This is a genomic window from Sphingomonas panni (assembly GCF_022664435.1).
Classification (GTDB): Bacteria; Pseudomonadota; Alphaproteobacteria; order Sphingomonadales; family Sphingomonadaceae; genus Sphingomonas; species Sphingomonas panni.
The window spans coordinates 1-17226 of sequence record NZ_JAKREU010000012.1; the positions used below are offsets into that span (position 1 = coordinate 1).

Genomic DNA, 17226 nt, shown 5'->3' on the forward strand with positions numbered 1-17226 from the left:
GCCCCGGAAGCGGCGACACCGCCATTGCCGGCCTCCGGTTCCGCTTCGCTCCACCTCCGACCGGCAATGGCGGCGGAGACGACAATGCACTAACTATCAACCCGGACCACCCGGTGGGGGCTGCTCAGATGAAGACCATGAAAGTAGCAGCCATCGCAATTGCCGCCACACTGGGCCTCGCGACCACGGCGATGGCCCAGCAGTCGGGCGGGTCTACGCCGGGCATGACCGCTGAGCAGCACCGTCAGATGATGTCCGGTGGGGACCAGAAAGGGCAGGGTGGCATGATGATGAACCACGCGGACATGGCCAAGATGATGGACCGCTGCGAGAAGATGATGAAGGAGATGGGCGACAAGCCCGCTGCGTCCACGACGAAGCGCTAAGATACCTTGTCGAAGCGTGGAGGGCGCCGCAGCATGTCTGTGGCGCCTTCTTTGTGTCCGGGTAGGAGAGAGCCTTAGGCTTCCTTGAGCACTAGTGCCGGAGGGCCATCCCTGCAGGAGAACGAGATCCTCGGGCAGGAGCGTGACATACTGAAGCGGGCGACCGCTTTTTTCGCCCGGGAGGGATTGAGGAAGCGCAGCCATGCCGGGGGCATGGCGAGAACCGAAAGGTGAAGTTCACGCTCATCGATCGGGCGAGAAAGGATTTCCCGGTCCACCGCCTCTGCCAGGTACTCGGCGTCAGCCAGAGCGGCTATTTCGCCTGGAAGGATCGCCCGGCCAGTCGGCGCCAGCGCGACGACATGGTGATGCTGGCGCATGTCCGCTCGGGGTTCGCGCTGTCGAACGGCACGTACGGCAGTCCACGCATGACGCGCGAGTTGCAGGATGATGGCTTTGCCATCGGGCGGCGTCGCACGGCGCGGCTGATGCGCGAGAACGGCCTGCGCGCCCGGCAGAAGCGCCGGTTCAAACGGACGACCGACAGCGAACACGCCTGGCCGATCGCGCCGAACATCATCGACCAGGATTTCACCGCGACCGCGCCCAACCAGAAGTGGGGCGTCGACATCTCGTATGTCTGGACCAGAGAGGGGTGGCTCTATCTGGCCGTGGTCATCGACCTGTTCTCCCGTCGCGTCGTCGGCTGGGCTGTCGGCGACCGGCTGCACCGCGATCTCGCGCTGGCGGCGCTGCGCAAGGCCCTCGTCCTGCGGCGTCCGCCCCAAGGGCTCATTCATCATTCGGACCGCGGCAGCCAATATTGTTCCGTGGAGTACCAGGCCGAGCTGCGTCGCCACGGCATCCGCATCTCCATGTCCGGCAAAGGGGAATTGCTACGATAACGCGATGGTCGAGACGTTCTCCAAGACGATCAAATCCGAACTCGTCTGGCGGACGGTCTTCTACACCCGTGACCAGGCCAAGCAGGCCATTGCCCGCTATATCGATGGATTCTACAACCCGATCCGGCGTCACTCCGCGCTCGACTACATCAGCCCCGCGCAGTTCGAACGAACCGCGTCACGCTGAGCAAATGCCTCTCCACTTAAGCGGGGCAAGTCCAGGATAGATCGTATCCGTCAGTAAGCGGGTCCGGGCAGCACTGGCCTTGCCCAACCCAAGCCGCGTTCGGGTAACTGAATCTCGGTCGATCTCGTTGTTTGCGATCAAGCGGCGCATCACCGTCACCAACGCCAGCAGGTCGTCATGCCTCTCTTTCAGGGTTGTGAGCACATTTCCCTCCTCTGCCGTTCACAGCTATACTTATCTGCCCTGCTGCACTGCCTGCCGTCTATCTGGTTTCAACCGTGCGCGACCTGCATGATGCCAAAACCATAGGGTTGAACACTCCTGCGCTTGGGTAGCGCCGACGAGATGGTCATCGTCGGCGCACCGCGTCAAAGCTTGTCCTTCAGCCCCTTGGCGGGCGTGAACGACACCTTCTTGGCTGCGGCGATCGTGATCGCTTCACCCGTTGCCGGGTTACGCCCCTGCCGTTCGGGACGATCCTTCACCGAGAATTTGCCGAACCCGGGGATAGCAACCTCTTCACCCTTGGCAGCGGCATTCCTGATCGCCTCGAACACCGCGAGGACTGCTACCTTCGCGTCTGCCTCGCTGGTTTCCGTTATCGACGCCACGTCCTTGGCGAGTTCACTGATATTCATACTGTTCGCGCTCCGTTTAAAACGGAGCGGACCTTACCCATCACCATCGCAGAGGCAACTGGGCGCGACGGACTATGCTACCGTGTCCCCGCCATCGATCAGACTTGCCAACCTTTCCTGTCAGCGTATGGCGTATTCCCTCCAAAATGAGGGATATTGCTCGATGAAGAAGGTTTTTGCGCTCGGCGTTGCCGTTGGTCTGATGTCGCTGTCCGCTTGCAACAACACTCCGCGTGAACAGGCTGCCGATGACATCGAAGCGAACGCAGAAGCGGTCGCCGATAACCTCGAGGATGCCGCCGACAACGTGACCAGCGAAGCAGCCGAAGCCAATCTCGAGAACGCTGCCGATGCGGTACGCGCGACCGGCGAGAACCAGGCCGAAGATATGCGCACGCACGATGCCGACACGAACCTGAAGAACGGCATCTAACCACTGCTCGCTTCGGACCAGACAGACCGATAGCTCCCACGCATGGTAAGTCGATCTGGTGAGGCGCTCGCAGCAATGCGGGCGCCTCTTTCTGTTTGTTGTAGCTCTGCTTGTTGCTCTCACCACCCTTGATAGAGGGCGCTGCTCACCGCCCATCAGTACCGACTGACCCCGTCTGGCGGTGCCGCAGCGCGCCGCAGCGGACCCCTTGGGACTTTCCGGCATTCTAGTCGCCATGAGTTATATCCGACGAAAACGATCTACGACCTGTCCGAGTATCCGTCATCCTGCCGCCGAAGATGAAGCCCGCCGTCTCATTGCCGAATATGGCGGCACGGCGCTTCGCCTGGTCGAGAACAGGTTGGACCACCAGCTTGCCAGTGGCGATGTCGCGGCCGCGCTACACCTTGATCAGGTAAGGCGCTCGATTTCTAAGGCTAATGTCGAAAATGACAATTTCGCCAATACGAGCGTAGCGTAAGCCACAGCGAGGGTGCCCCGGCGTTCCTGAACGCGACCGTTCCGCTTCCCGCCCGCCAGACGACCGCTCGCTCCTGTGTGATGGCAGCCGACCGGCCTTTCAGGATATGAGCGAATGGCAAAATTTGGCAAACGCGTAGAGGGCTTTGAACGACAGTTTTTGGGTCATTCAGTCATAGTCTCCAGAGGTATGGCAAACGGCATTATCTGGACGGTCAGGCTGCATCGACGCCGTACATGAACCCGCCGCGCTCGTACGGCTGGCCCGCCGTTGATGGGCAAGGTAATCTGCCGGCCATGCTGCCCGACGTTACAGACGCCATCATATCCCGCACCATCACGAACGCGCGGATGATGGGGGCGGGGCGGGAGTATTTGCGGAGCGGCCGTGTCGGGCGGCTTGAAGGTGGCGCGGACGGAGCGGTTGTTTCGGCTTCGGTAAAGGGGACGGCGCGAACACCTTACCTTGTCGAACTGCGCTTTCGACAGAATGCGAGTGTCACGACATCCTGCACGTGCCCGGTCGCGATCGGTTGCAAGCATGCCGCAGCGGTCTTGTTCGCGCTACAGGCTGCAAAAACGGCCACAAGGTACGATGCCAGCGACGCGAACCCAGGACGAAAGAGCATTACGGTCGATCATGCAGCACCACGCCAGACGGTGGAACCGCTGCCGGCAGCGCTGGCGCAATGGGCGGCAGCGATCAAGCCGCTGACCGATCGGCATGGCACCGAGCTATATCCGGTCACTCGCGCCATCCTGTATATCGTGAAGGTGCAAGTCCTCTACGGCACCGCCAGGCTGTCGAAAAAGCGGCCACTGGCATCGATGGCACCGCCCGGTTGCGCGCTGCGCCTGACGATCGAACCGGTCGATGTTACACTCGATGTCGGCGGCAGGCCGACAGGCAGCTGCACGAAGGTGTATGCGGGCAGCCTCTATCCCGGTTATGGCAGCCCGGCGTACATGAGTGACGAGGATCGCCTGATCGTTCGCCGCCTGCAACAGCGGCTCGGCGATACCGACCACGAAGGATGCCTGTGCGGGGCAGGGGGTGCCGACCTGCTAGAACGCATCATCGCGACGGGTCGATCGCGTTGGGAGAACCCGCGCGGACCGGTGCTGCAACAGGGAGAGCAGAGGTCGGCACCACTGGGGTGGGTGCACGATGAGCTTGGCCGCACGCGGTTGTCGGTCGCTGGCATCGCGCCGAGCAGTGTCGTGACCCTGGTCGCGCCACCCGTCGTGATCGACACGATCGGCGGAACGGTCGCACCGCTCGACCTCGGCGTGCCGGGTGCGATGGCGGAACAGTTGCTACGATTACCGCCGGTCGGGCCGGAGGCGGTCGCTGGGCTGGCGGCACGGTGGCGCGATCTGGTGCCTGTACAAGTGCCGGCGCCGGAAGCGCCGGAAGTTCGCGACCTGGGCATGGTCGAGCCGGTGCCGGTGGTGTCGCTTTGCATCGATAAGGTCGCCATGCAGTCGTGGCATGGCAGCCGTTATCGCTATGGCGGCAAGACGCAGGTGCCGTGTGCGCTGGCGCGGCTGACATTCGACTATGCCGGCACGATCGTCGGCCCCCCCGTCGACGAACAAACCCTGCTGGTCTGGGAGGGTGATGCGCTCATCCGTTTCAGTCGCGATCAGGATGCCGAGGAGGAAGCGGTCGGCCGTCTTCTGCTGGCGGGTTTGATGCCGCTTTACGACTTCGACGACGTCTACCCGAGTGCGCGGCAGGCATGGGATCACGTGCCCGACCTGCCGGCCGTCGCCGAGGACTTTACGCCCTTCCTGATCTACGAGGCAGAGATGCTGCGGGCGGAAGGCTGGCGCGTGGAAACCACGACGGACTTCCCGCTGCGGGTGATGCCGGTGGAAGAAGGGGGCATGGCCGCTGCGGTGGTGCCGTCGGGGGTCGACTGGTTCGATATCGAACTGGGGGTGACGATCGAGGGGCAGCGCGTCGATCTGGTGCCGGCGCTGCGGCGGATGCTGACGACGTTTGATGCGGGCGAACTGGACGCGCTGAGCCGCAGTCTTGCCGAGGCGGACGATGTGTTGCCGGTTGCGCTGGGCGACGGGCGGGTGGTGACGGTAGCGGCCGCTGCGATGTTACCGGTGCTGCGGGCGTTACTGGCGCTGGCGGCCAACGAGCCGGCGGCATCCGGCGCAGGCACCAGACCGGGGTTCTCGCGCCTCGATATCGGGCTGCTCGGCGAACTGGAGGAGACGACACCCAAACTGGCGTGGAGTGGTGCCGAGCCGCTGCGGGCGCTGGCGCGCGAACTGACGCAGTTGCAACTCGCGCCGGTATCGTTGCCGACAGGGTTCACGGCCACGCTGCGGCCGTACCAGCAGGTGGGTTTCGACTGGCTCGAGGCGTTGGGACGGGCCGGCTTCGGCGGGCTGCTTGCCGACGACATGGGACTCGGCAAGACCGTGCAGACGCTAGCGCACATTGTGTCCCGCAAGGCGGCGAGTGCTGATCCATCCCTGGCACCGGTGCTGATTCTCGCGCCGACCTCGGTATTGCCCAACTGGCAGGCCGAAATCGCGCGCTTTGCGCCCGGTCTGTCGGTGTTGCTGCGCCATGGTGCCGCAAGGCACGGCGACGCCACGCCGATCGGCGGATACGACGTGGTGCTGACCAGCTACCCGCTGCTGGTGCGCGATGCCGACATCCTTGCCGCCGAGGCATTTTCACTGATCGTGTTCGACGAGGCGCATGTGCTCAAGAATCCGCGCACCAGCAGCCATGTCGCGGCAAAGCGGCTAAAGGCGCAGCGCCGGATCGCGCTGACCGGCACGCCGGTCGAGAACCGGCTCATCGATGCATGGGCGTTGTTCGACCTGGTCGTGCCGGGTCTGCTGGGATCGCAGCGCGACTTCCAGCGGATCTATCGCACCCCGATCGAGAAGCACGGTGACGGCGAGGTGCGCGCCCGACTGGCACGAAAGCTCAGGCCGTTCCTGCTGCGCCGGACCAAGGACGCGGTCGCGACCGATCTGCCGGCCAAGTCGGTGATGCAGGTCGCGGTCACACCAACCACGGCGCAGATGGCGCTGCACGAGAGCCAGCGCCTCGTTATGCAGCAACGGGTGCGCGACGAGATCGCCCGCGTCGGACTGATGCGTGCCCATATCATGGTTCTGACCGCCCTGACCCGGCTGCGGCAGGTGTGCTGCGATCCGCGGCTGTTGCCCAACCACGGTGCAAAGCCGCCTTCGTCGGCCAAGCTCGAGCGCCTGCTCGAACTGCTCGGGGAGTTAATCCCGGAGGGGCGGCGGATCATCCTGTTCAGCCAGTTCACGTCCATGCTCGACCTCATCAAACCCGAACTGGATAAGTTCGGATATGGCTGGGTAGAGCTGACTGGAACGAGCAGGGATCGCAGGACACCGGTCGCACGGTTCCAGGCCGGCGACGTGCCGCTCATTCTCGTCAGCTTGAAGGCGGGCGGCACCGGGCTGAACCTGACAGCCGCCGACACCGTGATCCTCTACGACCCGTGGTGGAATCCGGCGGTGGAGGCGCAGGCGATCGACCGTGCGCACCGCATCGGTCAGCAAAAGCCGGTGTTCGTCTACCGCATGATCGCCAACGGCACGATCGAGGAGAAGATCCTCGACCTGCAACACCGCAAGGCCGCACTCGCCGACGCGCTGTGGAGCGACGAGGCGGCAACCTCCGCCGGATTGACGCAGGAGGACATCGACTTCCTGCTCGGGTAGTCGGGCGAGGGTGTCCGAATGTCGAATCAGGAACGGATCAGTTCGATCCGCAGTCCTTTGACCTTCACCTTCTTCCATTCGCGATCGCCGGTGAGGGCAGGAACACCGAGTTGCATGGCCAGCGCGAGGCAGGACCGATCGCCAAGGCTACGACCGTACTGGCGCGTTTGGGCGTGCAGGCCTGCGGCCGCATAAGCCGCATCCACGTCGTGCGCGCGGACATCGAAGCGCAGTTCGTCCAGCAATTCGCGGGTGGTGGCCTCGTCGAGGCCGCTGAGCAGCAGCTCCTTGATGACCTCCTGAAGGTTGACCGCCGAGATCGCGGCACGCCCGACATGAGGCGCGACCTTGTCAGCGCCGGGCTCATCCCGAACCAGCGCCAACACTGCGGATGCGTCGAGAACGACGGATGCCATTATGCGTCTCGATCCGATGCAGCGGACGTGTCCTCATCGTGATCAGCGGCGGCTTCCGCCTTCCGATCTTCCAGGAAGTCGTCGGTCGTGCGAGCATGATTGGCATGTGCTCGATAGAGTGCCTGGGCGCGTGATACGCCATGACCAATAGGGGACAGGCGCACCTGATCATCCTCGACCGTTAGGATGATCTTCGTATCGCCATGCAGACCCATCGCCTTTCGTACCGATGCCGGAAGAACCATGCGGCCATTACCGGCAACGTTGATATCTATGGATTGTGATGCCACCATCGTATCCCTTCCAGTTGGTAAAGATCTAGAACATGCCAGAAGAAAGAACGTGACACAACTAGGCTGTGGGAAGATGCTTCCGGGGTGTCATCATGCATATGTCAATGTGAGTATACCCGTATCGAACGAACGACTTGAGACGTAGGTGGCGTCTAATCAGGGTTGTTTTCATAGACATTGAACAGTAGCTTCGTTGGGTCTAGAAGCTGTTCGAACAGAATGAGAGTTTGATGGCGCTTTTTGGATATGCCCGTGTTTCGACGACCGATCAGGATTTGGGGATCCAGGAAGCTGCGCTGCGCGCAGCGGGGTGTCAGACGATCCGGTCGGAGAAGAAGTCCGGGTCAGGCCGTGAGGCTCGAACCGAATTGCAAATTCTGCTCGACTTCCTGCGCGAGGGCGACACGCTCGTCGTGACGCGGATCGACCGTCTCGCACGGTCGATGAAGGACCTTCAGGATATCGTCCATGAACTGAAGGGCAGGGGGGTAGCCCTGAAGGCGACAGAACAGCCGATCGATACCCGCACTGCCGCCGGTAAAGCGTTCCTCGATATGCTCGGCGTCTTTGCCGAGTTCGAGACGAACTTGCGCAAGGAACGGCAGGCGGAGGGGATCGCGGCTGCGAAGGCACGAGGGGTATACAAGGGCGGGAAACCGCGTATCGATCCGGAGGCGGTGCGCGCGCGCGCGGCGCAGGGCATGCGTCCGGCGCATATCGCCCGCGAACTGGGCATTTCGCGCGGCACGGTCTATCGCTTCCTGCCTACAACAGCTCTCGAACCCGACGGTACCTTGCCACCGGAATCCGCTTTGCTGCATAGCGCTACCACCGATGCCAATCCGTCCTGAGCATGTTTTTCTGTACCCGATCGATTGGCGGCATATCTCCGACTTCGTTCGGTTTGTCCGTGCCAAAGGTTGCTGCGAGCATTGCGGTCGGGGACATCTGAAGCGCGTCTTCCACATGGGCGACGGACGGTGGTGGGACGCGGAACGACGCTATTGGCGGAACGGACAGGGTAGGCGGGTTCGCCGACCGACCAACGATATTCTTCACGTGGGCAAGTGGACATCGGTAGTTCTGGCGTGTGCCCATCTGCATCATGATCCAAGCGACAGTCGCTTTGAAAAGCTGGCTGCGCTTTGCCAACGATGCCACATGATCCATGACGCGCCCGAGCATCGGCGACGTCGGTGGATGAATGCCCATTTCCGTCGAGCGCTGGGCGACCTGTTCTACGGCCCCTATCCCGAACATGGTGCCGATTGGATCACGCCGACACCGGCGAGCATGCTCGACGATCCACGCCTACTTTACCTTCGGGTTTGAGCCGAGCGGCGCTGCGCTGAACTTCAGGCGGTATGCCGGCAGGTTCGTGCTATTGAGCAGGTAAGCGCTGAGGTCCTGATTATGCTGCTTCAGTGTGCTGCCCACTTGCTGGCATGCCAGCAATCTGCAGGTGCCTGGTTGCCTGCGCCAGAAACTCGGCATGCGACAAATCACGATGATCTATCCACCATTTGGCGTCGTCGATACCCAGGCAAATGCCACAATCGGCATCGGCGCTTGTGTGAGGGAGCGCCATCAGTGCGGCCAAGCGACTGACGCGAATAGTTTCTGCCCAACTCACCTGCCGCTCGCTCCCGTTCAGCTGCGGCCGGTCGAGATGCGCAATCGTTGCGTCGTCACGGGCTGCGGCCTTGGTCTGCTCGGCCTTCTTGTCCGCGACAAAGCAGGCGCGGCATTTGGTTGTCCGTAACCAGCGAGCTTTCCGCGCGACTTGAGAGTTGAACCCGTAAATGACATGGACCTGCTCGTGGCCGCAGGCATGAACGATCTGCTGTTCCATGCTCTCGAACATGCTGCATGGCGTACCGGGTGCCAAACCTGTTGAGTCGATCCGAATCGTTTCTGCGACGAACGGTTACAGGCGGGATAAGTAAGCTGACCCAGTGGGGACCGAACACGCGTTTTGGCCGGGAGCAGCCCGTCCGCTTAGGGTCAGGACCTATTAAATCGCTTGCGTGAGCGGTGGCAGGTTGATTCATTGGTGGTGGAGGAGCTGCCGATGGGTGACCTGTTTTGGCTGACGGACAAGCAAATGCAGCGGATCGAGCCGTACTTTCCGCTGTCGCATGGCGTGCCGCGCGTGGATGACCGGCGGATCGTCAGCGGCATCATCTTCGTAATCCGCAACGGTCTGCGCTGGCGGGATGCACCAGCGGCTTATGGTCCGCCCAAGACGATCTACAACCGGTTCATCCGTTGGAGCCGGATGGGCGTGTTCAACCGGATCTTTGCCGGACTGGCAGCCGAGGACGGCCCCCCGGATCAGCTGATGATCGATGCCACGCATCTGAAAGCGTACCGGACGGCAGCCAGCCTGCTCAAAAAGGGGCTCTTCCCCGATGTATCGGCCGCACCAGAGGCGGCCTGAACTCCAAGCTGCACGCCGTCTGCGACGATCGGGGACGCCCGCGCGTCATGCTACTCACCGAAGGGCAGATGAGCGACTATAAGGGAGCGGCCTTCATGTTCGAGGCGATGCCGCCTGCTCCGGTGCTGCTCGCCGATCGCGGCTATGACGCAGACTGGTTCCGCCAAGCGCTTGCCGCGCGTGGCACCAGCGCGTGCATCCCGTCACGCAAAGGTCGCAAGGTCCCGATCCCGCATGATGCTGCACTCTACCGCCGTCGTCACAGGATCGAGAACATGTTCGGCCGCCTCAAGGACTGGCGACGCATCCATACCCGCTATGACCGATGCGCTCACACCTTCATGTCGGCCATCGCACTCGCCGCTTCCGTCATCTTCTGGATCAATCAATGAGTCCTGAGCCTACAAGCCTGCCCGCGACGACGCATGCAATGGCGAATTCGGGTTGGGGGACCGTAAAAGTCCGATGAACGAGCGGCGGAAAGTGGGTGGCGGGCGGGGCGTCTGGAATGACCGTTCCTGGGTCTTACGGTGCCAAGCGCGGGACCGAAATTTGTCACGAGACGGTGAAGCTCTGGTGGGGCAGGTGCAGTCCACTATTCGCCGACGACATCCGTTACCAGAGGGTGAGCCGTACCGGGAACGCCTATCTGCCGCGCTGGGGAGTGTCGAATGCTCGCCAGCTAGGCTGCGGTCCTGAAAGACCGACGTGCATTGCGTGAAGACGGGATCGCAACAGACTGACAGCACCCGGCAGAGCAACCCACAAGAAAATCGCTAGCAGCTATGCCGGTTCGACTGTAACCGATTGGCTGTTCATGACGGCCATGCCGTAGGCTGTGAGGAAGGCAACATCAGCCGCATCACGGCCGATCCCGATCTTGGCCATGGCTTTTTCTTGCGCCATGCCGGTTGCGTCGACCAAGTGCCATTCGCCGCCGATGAACACCTCGGCAACGGCATGGAAGTCCTGCGGCTCGACGCCGAGTGCATAGACGCTGGCGATCCGGGCTGGGATGCCCGCTGCGCGAACCAGCGTGATCACGACATGCGCATAGTCGCGACAAACCCCCTGGCGGCGTATGAAGGTGTCGGCCGCAGTGGTCTCCGCGGTGCTTACGCCGGGGACATAGCTGAAGTGGCTCTGCACCCAATCCCGAATGGCTATCACCTTCTCGCCGCCTGCCAAACTGCCGAACTCGGCATCGACGAAGCTCTGGAACTGATCAGACGGGCAGTAGCGCGAGGGCATCAGGTACTGGACAGTCTCACCGGGTAGCTGATGATGGGGCACCATCGGCAGCGCGAGACAGTCGGTCAGAAGCCGGTTGATGGACACCGTTGCTCGGTAATCTACGGTGAAATGACCCTGCGCTCGCAGCCATATGCGCTCGCCTATTGAATCCTACGCGTCGACGCGTGCGAAGTGCTGGTTCTCCGAGATGTCGATATGCGCGTCTTCGATCGTCTGCTCGGGGATGGCCGCCGCTTCCATCTGGAGCAGAATGTCGGTAGGATGCTCGAACTAGTAGTCGAGCTGCGCATGGATTCGGATCTTCATCGCGACGCAATGCACCAACGCAGCCCGTCGTGCATCCGGATTTTGTTTCAGTGGACGTATGAACGGATGCCCGAAGCTAGGAAGGCAGTTTTGCCTCCCGAGTGACCGTAAGTGCGTCGAAATAGTTGCCTGCGCCTTCTTGCGCAGGCAACTATTCTTGAGCTTACGCCAGCGTGCGGACGTTCGGTTCCCGATCCCAGTAACGCTTTTTTGCGGCATCGACGAAGCCGACAAGGTCGGTGACGCCTTCGTCCGGCTCGACGCCGGCCTTGTCGAGCAGCGGCTTGGCGTCGGCGTTGTGGCCGATCGCCTTCAGATGCCCGAACGCGTCCATCACCCATTGGACCGCAGCACCTTCCTTCACCAGTTTCGCCGTGGCGTCGGCCGACAGCAGCACCGCGCAGGCATCGACCGTGACCGAGGGCTGGCCGAACAGCTGCGCATCGGCGGCGATGGTCGATCCGTCGGACAGCGGCACCTTGCCGACCTTCGGCGCGATGGTCATCGCGTTGCCGCCCGCCGCCTTGATCGCGTCCTTGAGCGACTTCAGCTCACCCGCATCGCTGCCATCGGCGATCAGGATGCCGACGTTGCGCCCCTCCAGCGTGTGGAGTTCGCGCGGGCCGCGGATGATGCGCAGCGCGGGCGACACGTCCATGTCCTGCACCGGCACCTTGGTCGGCGAGGCTTCGGGCAGGTCCATGGCGAGGCCGTCGGCGACGCGGCTCGCCAGATCCTCGTCGACGTTGCGCAGATTGGCGAGCATCGCGGTACGGATGTGTTCGAGGCTGACCTTCGACAGTTCGAACACGAGCGCGGAGGCGATATGCGCCTGTTCCGCCGGGTCCATCGAGCGGAAGAACAGCCGCGCCTGGCTGTAATGGTCGGCGAAGCTTTCGGGGCGGATGCGCAGCTTCTGGCCCTGTTCTTCCGAGGGATACGTCTTGTAGCCTTTCGCCGGGTCCTCGCGCGCGCCGGCTTCCTCGCCGGCCTTCGCCAGGCTGTTCGGTTCATAGTTCGCGCGGCCCTTGGGCACCGCCATCTGCATATGGCCGTCGCGCTGCTGGTTCAGGAATGGACACCCCGCCGCCGCGGCGCGGCCCTTGGCGGAATTGATCGGGAGCTGGTGGAAATTGACCGAGCCGAGGCGCGACAGCTGGGTGTCGGTATAGCTGAACAGGCGGCCCTGCAGCAGCGGGTCGTTGGAGAAACCGATGCCGGGGACGACATGGCTCGGCACGAACGCGGCCTGTTCGGTCTCGGCGAAGAAATTATCCGGGTAACGGTCGAGCACCATCCGCCCGACGATCCGGACCGGCAGCACTTCCTCCGGAATGATCTTGGTCGCGTCGAGGACGTCATAGGGCAGGCTGTTGGCAAATTCCTCGTCGAACAGCTGCACGCCCAGCTCCCATTCGGGGAAATCGCCGCGGTCGATCCGTTCGAACAGGTCGCGGCGCTGGAAATCGGGGTCGGCGCCGGCGATCTTCACCGTCTCGTCCCAGATGGTCGAGGCGAGGCCGGCCTTGGGCTTCCAGTGGAACTTGACGAAGGTCGATTTGCCTTCCTTGTTGATGAAGCGGAAGGTGTGGACGCCGAACCCCTCCATGTTGGCGAAGGTGCGCGGGAGCGTCCGGTCCGACATCGCCCACATCACCATGTGCGTCGATTCCGGCATCAGCGAGATGAAGTCCCAGAAGGTGTCATGCGCGGTCGCCGCCTGCGGATAGCCGCGATCCGCCTCCATCTTGGCGGCGTGGATCAGGTCGGGGAACTTGATCGCGTCCTGGATGAAGAACACCGGGATGTTGTTGCCAACGAGGTCCCAATTGCCCTCGCGGGTGTAGAATTTGACCGCAAAGCCGCGCACGTCGCGCGGGGTGTCGACCGATCCCGCGCCACCGGCGACCGTCGAGAAACGGGTGAACACTTCCGTGCGCTGCCCCTTTTTCTGGAACAGGTCGGCGGTGGTGATGTCCGCCAGGCTGTCGGTGCACTCGAAATAGCCATGCGCCGCCGAACCGCGGGCGTGGACGATCCGCTCCGGAATGCGCTCGTGATCGAAATGGTTCATCTTCTCGCGGAAGACTTCGTCCTCGATCAGCACGGGCCCACGCGCGCCCGCCTTCAGCTGGTTCTGGTTGTCGCTGATCGGCGTGCCGTGGTTGGTGGTCAGCACCGGATGGTCAGCATCGGTCACCTGATGGGTCTCGCCACCATTGCCTGCGTTCAGGGCGCTGTTGCTCATTGAATGTCCTTGGTTGAGGCGGGGATGCGGTCCCCTAACGTACTAAATTCCTGAGTGGAGGCGAGAGTTTCATAACAGGGCGCATGCCCACTCACCGTGTCTGCCGCTGGGTACGAGTAAGTTGCCAACCGGATCATTGATTTGGGTTTCGGATTGACTGTGCTAAGCCGGTATACGAAGAGGATCGTCCGTCCGACGGTTTGCCGCAGACGGCGTAGCGTCATAATCTTGTCGGGTGTCTCGCGTCCGCGCCGACGTCCGATATGATTTTGACGCTACGTTAGCGCCGCGCGATTAGCACGGCATTATAGCACTTTCGCGCCTGGCTACCTTAAAACTTTGGATAGCATGTCACGCCAATCCGGTACGGCAGAACCGGTGGTCGGCGTATGAACGGACCGAAGTAGGTCAGTGTGAGTTTGCTGACCCCGAAGGGACAGCGGATGAACGATAAGATTGAGCAAGGGGCAGTAGCCGCTCAGGTGGCGGCCGCAAAAGTGCCGAGTCGAGACGGACTGTTGGGTCTCGCGGTAGCCGTGGTCGTGATCGCCGGGCTGTTCCTAGCCAAGGACGTGCTGATCCCCATCACGCTGGCGGTGCTGTTGTCGTTCGTCCTGTCGCCGATCGTCCTGTTCCTGCGACGCCTGCGGTTGCCGAAGGGGCTAGCGATCTTCGTGGCGGTGATCAGCGCGCTGGGTGTGCTGGGCGGCATCGGCACCCTGGTCGGGATGCAGGCCGCGTCCCTGTCGGACAAGGCACCGGGCTATGTCACGACCGTCCAGTCCAAGATCGACCGGGCGACCGGTTTCATCACGCAGCAGCTCCCCTTCATCGGACCCGACACGCCGCCCCCGGCCATGGTCGCCGACCCCAATGTCGTGCGCGGCACCCGCACCCATCCCCTGAACGTCCGGGTCATCGACAAGCAGATTCCGGTGCTGGAACAGGTGGGCGGCTATCTCGAACCGGTGGTCGCGCCGTTCGAAACCTTCGTGATCGTGCTGGTCGTGGCGATCTTCATCCTCATGCAGAAGGAAGATCTGCGCGATCGGATGATCCGCCTGTTCGGATCGTCCGACCTGCATCGCACGACGGCCGCGATGGACGATGCCGGGGGCAGGCTCAGCCGGTACTTCCTTTCGCAACTGGCGGTGAACGCCAGCTTCGGCACCGTCGTCGGGATCGGCCTGTGGATCATCGGCCTGCCCGTTCCGGCGTTATGGGGCATTCTTGCCGGCGTGCTCCGCTTCGTACCCTATATCGGTGCGCTGCTGGGGGCCGCCCTGCCATTGGTGGTGGCCGCCGGGGCCGATCCGGGCTGGTCGACGGTGCTGATGGTGGCGGCGCTCTTCATCGTCCTCGAACCGCTGATCGGCTATGTCATCGAACCGTTGCTCTACGGCCATTCGACGGGTCTCTCGCCGCTTTCGGTCGTGCTGGCGGCGGTGTTCTGGACGTGGATCTGGGGTCCGGTCGGCCTTGTCCTGTCGATGCCGCTGACGCTGCTGCTGGTCGTGCTGGGCCGGCATATTCCGAGCCTCGAATTTCTCGACGTCATATTGGGCGACCGGCCGGCGCTTACCCCGGTCGAAAGCTTCTACCAGCGGATGCTGGCCGAGGACCCGGACGAGGCGCTTGAACAGGCGGAGAGCCAGCTCGCGGACCGGTCGCTGACGGCCTATTATGACGAGGTAGCGCTGGCCGCGCTGAAACTCGCGGCGGCAGACGTCGAACGGGGTGCCATCACGCGCGAGCGGGCGACCAGCGTCGTCGACTCCATGCTGGTGCTGGTGGACGAACTCCATGCGCAGGAGGATACGGCCAGCGTAACCCGGGCACGCGAGGGCCGCCTCAATCCATTGGTCGGGGAAGGGGCAGGCTTTGAGGAGACCGCGCCGGCCACCCTGCCGGCAGCGCCGGCGCAGTGGAACGCCGCCGGAAGCGTATTGTGCATTGCCGGGCGCGGCGTCCTCGACGATGCGGTGACCGCCATGCTCGAACAGCTGCTCGCCAAGCGCGGGTTCGGCGCGAAGCGGGTTCCGCATAACGTCGGATCGCGGGCGAACATCGATCGCCTCGACGCGACGGGCACCCGGCTCGTGTGCATCTCCTATCTCGAGATCGGCGGCTCGCCGTCGCATCTGCGCTATCTCGTACGGCGCATCCGGTCGCGCGTGGGCGATGTTCCGATCCTCGTCGGGCTGTGGCCGGAAGGCGAAGCGGCGCTCACCGATCGCGAGATACAGCGGACCCTGGGCGCGGACCTCTATGTCGGCAGCCTCGGCGCGGCGGTGGAGGCGTGCCTCGACTATGCCGGCGCGGAACGGGAGCAGGCGGCATGAGCGTTGCCGATCATGGCGCAGGCACCGGTGCGCGCTCCCCGTTGCAGGTGCCGCCCGCGGGATGGCTGGCGATCCTGAAGCGGACGTGGCAGGAGATGGGCGACGACAACATCGGCATCATCGCTGCCGGTATCGCCTTCTACGTCTTTGCCGCCATCGTGCCCACGCTGGGGGCCGTCGTGCTGAGCTACGGCCTGTTCGCCGAGGCGGAGACGGTACGGCGCAACATCGAAAGCGTGTTCGCGTCGCTGCCGAGGGATGCGGCCTCCATCATCTCCGACCAGCTGCTGACGGTCGTGGAAAGTTCGAAGGACAAGCAGGGGATCGGGCTGGTCGTCGCGCTGCTGCTGGCATGGTACGGCGCGACAAAGGGGTCTGCGGCGATCATCACCGGCCTCAACGTCGCCTATGATACGGAGGAGAGCCGCGGCTTCGTCCGTTTGACGCTGCTGAAGTTCGCCGTGGTCGGCGGCGGCGTCGTGATGATCTTCGCGGCGATCGGCACGACCATGCTGCTCGCATTTCTCAGCGGGCTGATCCCGAATGCGCCGCTTGCCGTGCTGGCGCTGATCCGCATCGCCGGCTTCCTGCTGCTGGCGGTGCTGGTCGTGACGGCGGCGGCGATCCTGTTCCGCTTCGGTCCCGACCACCGGCAACCCCGCTGGATATGGCTGTCGCCGGGGTCGGCGGGGGCGACGTTGCTCTGGCTGGCGGGCACGGCGGGGTTCGGGTTCTACGTATCCAATTTCGGCAACTATGGCGCGACCTATGGCTCGCTGAGCGCGGTCATCGTGACGCTGACATGGCTCTGGCTTACCGCCTATGTGTTCCTGCTGGGTGCCGAACTGAACGCCGAACTCGAACGACAGGTCGAGGGCGAGGCTGCGGATGCCGACCCCGCGCCCGCCGAGCCGGTGGCGCCCCGCGCGGCGCCAGCACCCGAAGCGGCGCGGCCTGCACCCGCAATCGGGACGCCGCGCACCCCTGTCGGCGCAGTCATCGACCTTGTCGGCAATGGTGCGATGGCGACGGTCGGTTTCGCGATGCTGCGCCGGGGACGTCCGCTCGGCATCGTGGCGATCGCCGTCGCTGCCGGCCTCGCGTGGCGGAAGCGGCCGCCGGAAATGGAGAATGCCGATGGCTGACGGGGTGCCGCCGATGCC

17 protein-coding genes and 2 pseudogenes are annotated in these 17226 nt (G+C 63.3%); 13 read left to right on the forward strand and 6 right to left on the reverse strand.

Annotated elements, in window-relative coordinates; translation table 11 throughout:
- The 3 genes and pseudogenes from MF609_RS20100 to MF609_RS17710 form a co-directional block, all read left to right on the forward strand.
- Positions 1-93: integrase catalytic subunit (locus MF609_RS20100; RefSeq protein ID WP_242417109.1), on the forward strand; the 93-nt coding region annotated here is incomplete at its 5' end.
- Positions 94-128: 35 nt separating this feature from the next.
- Positions 129-386: a hypothetical protein gene (locus MF609_RS17705; RefSeq protein WP_004212974.1), complete on the forward strand. Its 258-nt coding sequence runs from the start codon at positions 129-131 to the stop codon at positions 384-386.
- 114 nt (positions 387-500) lie between these two features.
- Positions 501-1478: pseudogene (locus MF609_RS17710) on the forward strand (IS3 family transposase); the annotation flags it as partial.
- Between the two features lie 368 nt (positions 1479-1846).
- Here the strand turns inward: MF609_RS17710 and MF609_RS17715 are convergent.
- Positions 1847-2116 carry an HU family DNA-binding protein gene (locus tag MF609_RS17715; RefSeq protein WP_242417471.1) on the reverse strand — a complete coding sequence of 90 codons (270 nt, stop codon included), beginning with the start codon at positions 2114-2116 and terminating at the stop codon, positions 1847-1849.
- Between the two features lie 163 nt (positions 2117-2279).
- On the opposite strand from MF609_RS17715, the gene MF609_RS17720 reads away from it, so the two are divergent.
- From MF609_RS17720 to MF609_RS17730, 4 genes and pseudogenes are all read left to right on the forward strand, one after another.
- On the forward strand, positions 2280-2549 hold the full coding sequence (locus tag MF609_RS17720; protein WP_242417472.1) for a hypothetical protein: 270 nt from the start codon (positions 2280-2282) through the stop codon (positions 2547-2549).
- 235 nt (positions 2550-2784) lie between these two features.
- Positions 2785-3030 carry a hypothetical protein gene (locus MF609_RS17725; RefSeq protein ID WP_242417473.1) on the forward strand — a complete coding sequence of 82 codons (246 nt, stop codon included), beginning with the start codon at positions 2785-2787 and terminating at the stop codon, positions 3028-3030.
- 353 nt (positions 3031-3383) lie between these two features.
- Positions 3384-3584 (forward strand): annotated as a pseudogene (locus MF609_RS20105) (SWIM zinc finger family protein); the annotation flags it as partial.
- 105 nt (positions 3585-3689) lie between these two features.
- A complete protein-coding gene (locus MF609_RS17730) occupies positions 3690-6764 on the forward strand; it encodes a DEAD/DEAH box helicase (protein ID WP_242417474.1) in 3075 nt (1024 codons plus the stop codon).
- A 26-nt stretch (positions 6765-6790) separates the two neighbouring features.
- Here the strand turns inward: MF609_RS17730 and MF609_RS17735 are convergent, their stop codons facing one another.
- Entirely contained in the window at positions 6791-7180 is a 390-nt protein-coding gene (locus tag MF609_RS17735) for a type II toxin-antitoxin system VapC family toxin (protein WP_242417475.1), read from the reverse strand.
- Positions 7180-7473, reverse strand: coding sequence for an AbrB/MazE/SpoVT family DNA-binding domain-containing protein (locus MF609_RS17740; protein ID WP_242417476.1), 294 nt, complete (start codon positions 7471-7473; stop codon positions 7180-7182). Before MF609_RS17740 ends, MF609_RS17735 begins: the two co-directional genes overlap by 1 nt.
- A gap of 230 nt (positions 7474-7703) precedes the next feature.
- Here MF609_RS17740 and MF609_RS17745 point away from each other — a divergent pair, with 230 nt between their 5' ends.
- Positions 7704-8324, forward strand: a complete 621-nt coding sequence (locus MF609_RS17745; RefSeq protein ID WP_242417477.1) for a recombinase family protein — start codon at positions 7704-7706, stop codon at positions 8322-8324.
- 310 nt (positions 8325-8634) lie between these two features.
- On the forward strand, positions 8635-8805 hold the full coding sequence (locus MF609_RS17750) for a hypothetical protein (RefSeq protein ID WP_242417478.1): 171 nt from the start codon (positions 8635-8637) through the stop codon (positions 8803-8805).
- 79 nt (positions 8806-8884) lie between these two features.
- Here MF609_RS17750 and MF609_RS17755 read toward each other — a convergent pair whose 3' ends face one another.
- On the reverse strand, positions 8885-9325 hold the full coding sequence (locus MF609_RS17755; protein ID WP_242417479.1) for a hypothetical protein: 441 nt from the start codon (positions 9323-9325) through the stop codon (positions 8885-8887).
- A gap of 175 nt (positions 9326-9500) precedes the next feature.
- Between MF609_RS17755 and MF609_RS20110 the strand changes: the two genes are divergently transcribed.
- Together MF609_RS20110 and MF609_RS17760 are read left to right on the forward strand one after the other, a co-directional pair.
- On the forward strand, positions 9501-9566 hold the full coding sequence (locus MF609_RS20110) for a hypothetical protein (RefSeq protein WP_363696627.1): 66 nt from the start codon (positions 9501-9503) through the stop codon (positions 9564-9566).
- Positions 9545-10305, forward strand: a protein-coding gene (locus tag MF609_RS17760) for an IS5 family transposase (RefSeq protein WP_242417480.1) whose coding sequence is annotated in 2 segments (ribosomal slippage) — positions 9545-9878 and positions 9878-10305 — 762 coding nt in all. Because the reading frame shifts where the segments join, the coding sequence is not laid out codon by codon here. Before MF609_RS20110 ends, MF609_RS17760 begins: the two co-directional genes overlap by 22 nt.
- A gap of 391 nt (positions 10306-10696) precedes the next feature.
- On the opposite strand, the gene MF609_RS17765 is transcribed toward MF609_RS17760, so the two are convergent.
- On the reverse strand, positions 10697-11251 hold the full coding sequence (locus MF609_RS17765; RefSeq protein ID WP_336945320.1) for a transglutaminase-like domain-containing protein: 555 nt from the start codon (positions 11249-11251) through the stop codon (positions 10697-10699).
- A gap of 385 nt (positions 11252-11636) precedes the next feature.
- Positions 11637-13721 carry a catalase gene (locus MF609_RS17770; RefSeq protein ID WP_242417481.1) on the reverse strand — a complete coding sequence of 695 codons (2085 nt, stop codon included), beginning with the start codon at positions 13719-13721 and terminating at the stop codon, positions 11637-11639.
- 443 nt (positions 13722-14164) lie between these two features.
- On the opposite strand from MF609_RS17770, the gene MF609_RS17775 reads away from it, so the two are divergent.
- Positions 14165-16063 (forward strand): AI-2E family transporter, encoded by a 1899-nt coding sequence (locus MF609_RS17775; protein ID WP_242122306.1) that lies wholly within the window; start codon positions 14165-14167, stop codon positions 16061-16063.
- Positions 16060-17208, forward strand: coding sequence for a YihY/virulence factor BrkB family protein (locus MF609_RS17780; RefSeq protein WP_242122307.1), 1149 nt, complete (start codon positions 16060-16062; stop codon positions 17206-17208). The genes MF609_RS17775 and MF609_RS17780 overlap by 4 nt, the downstream gene beginning before the upstream one ends.
- Positions 17209-17226 lie beyond the last annotated feature (18 nt).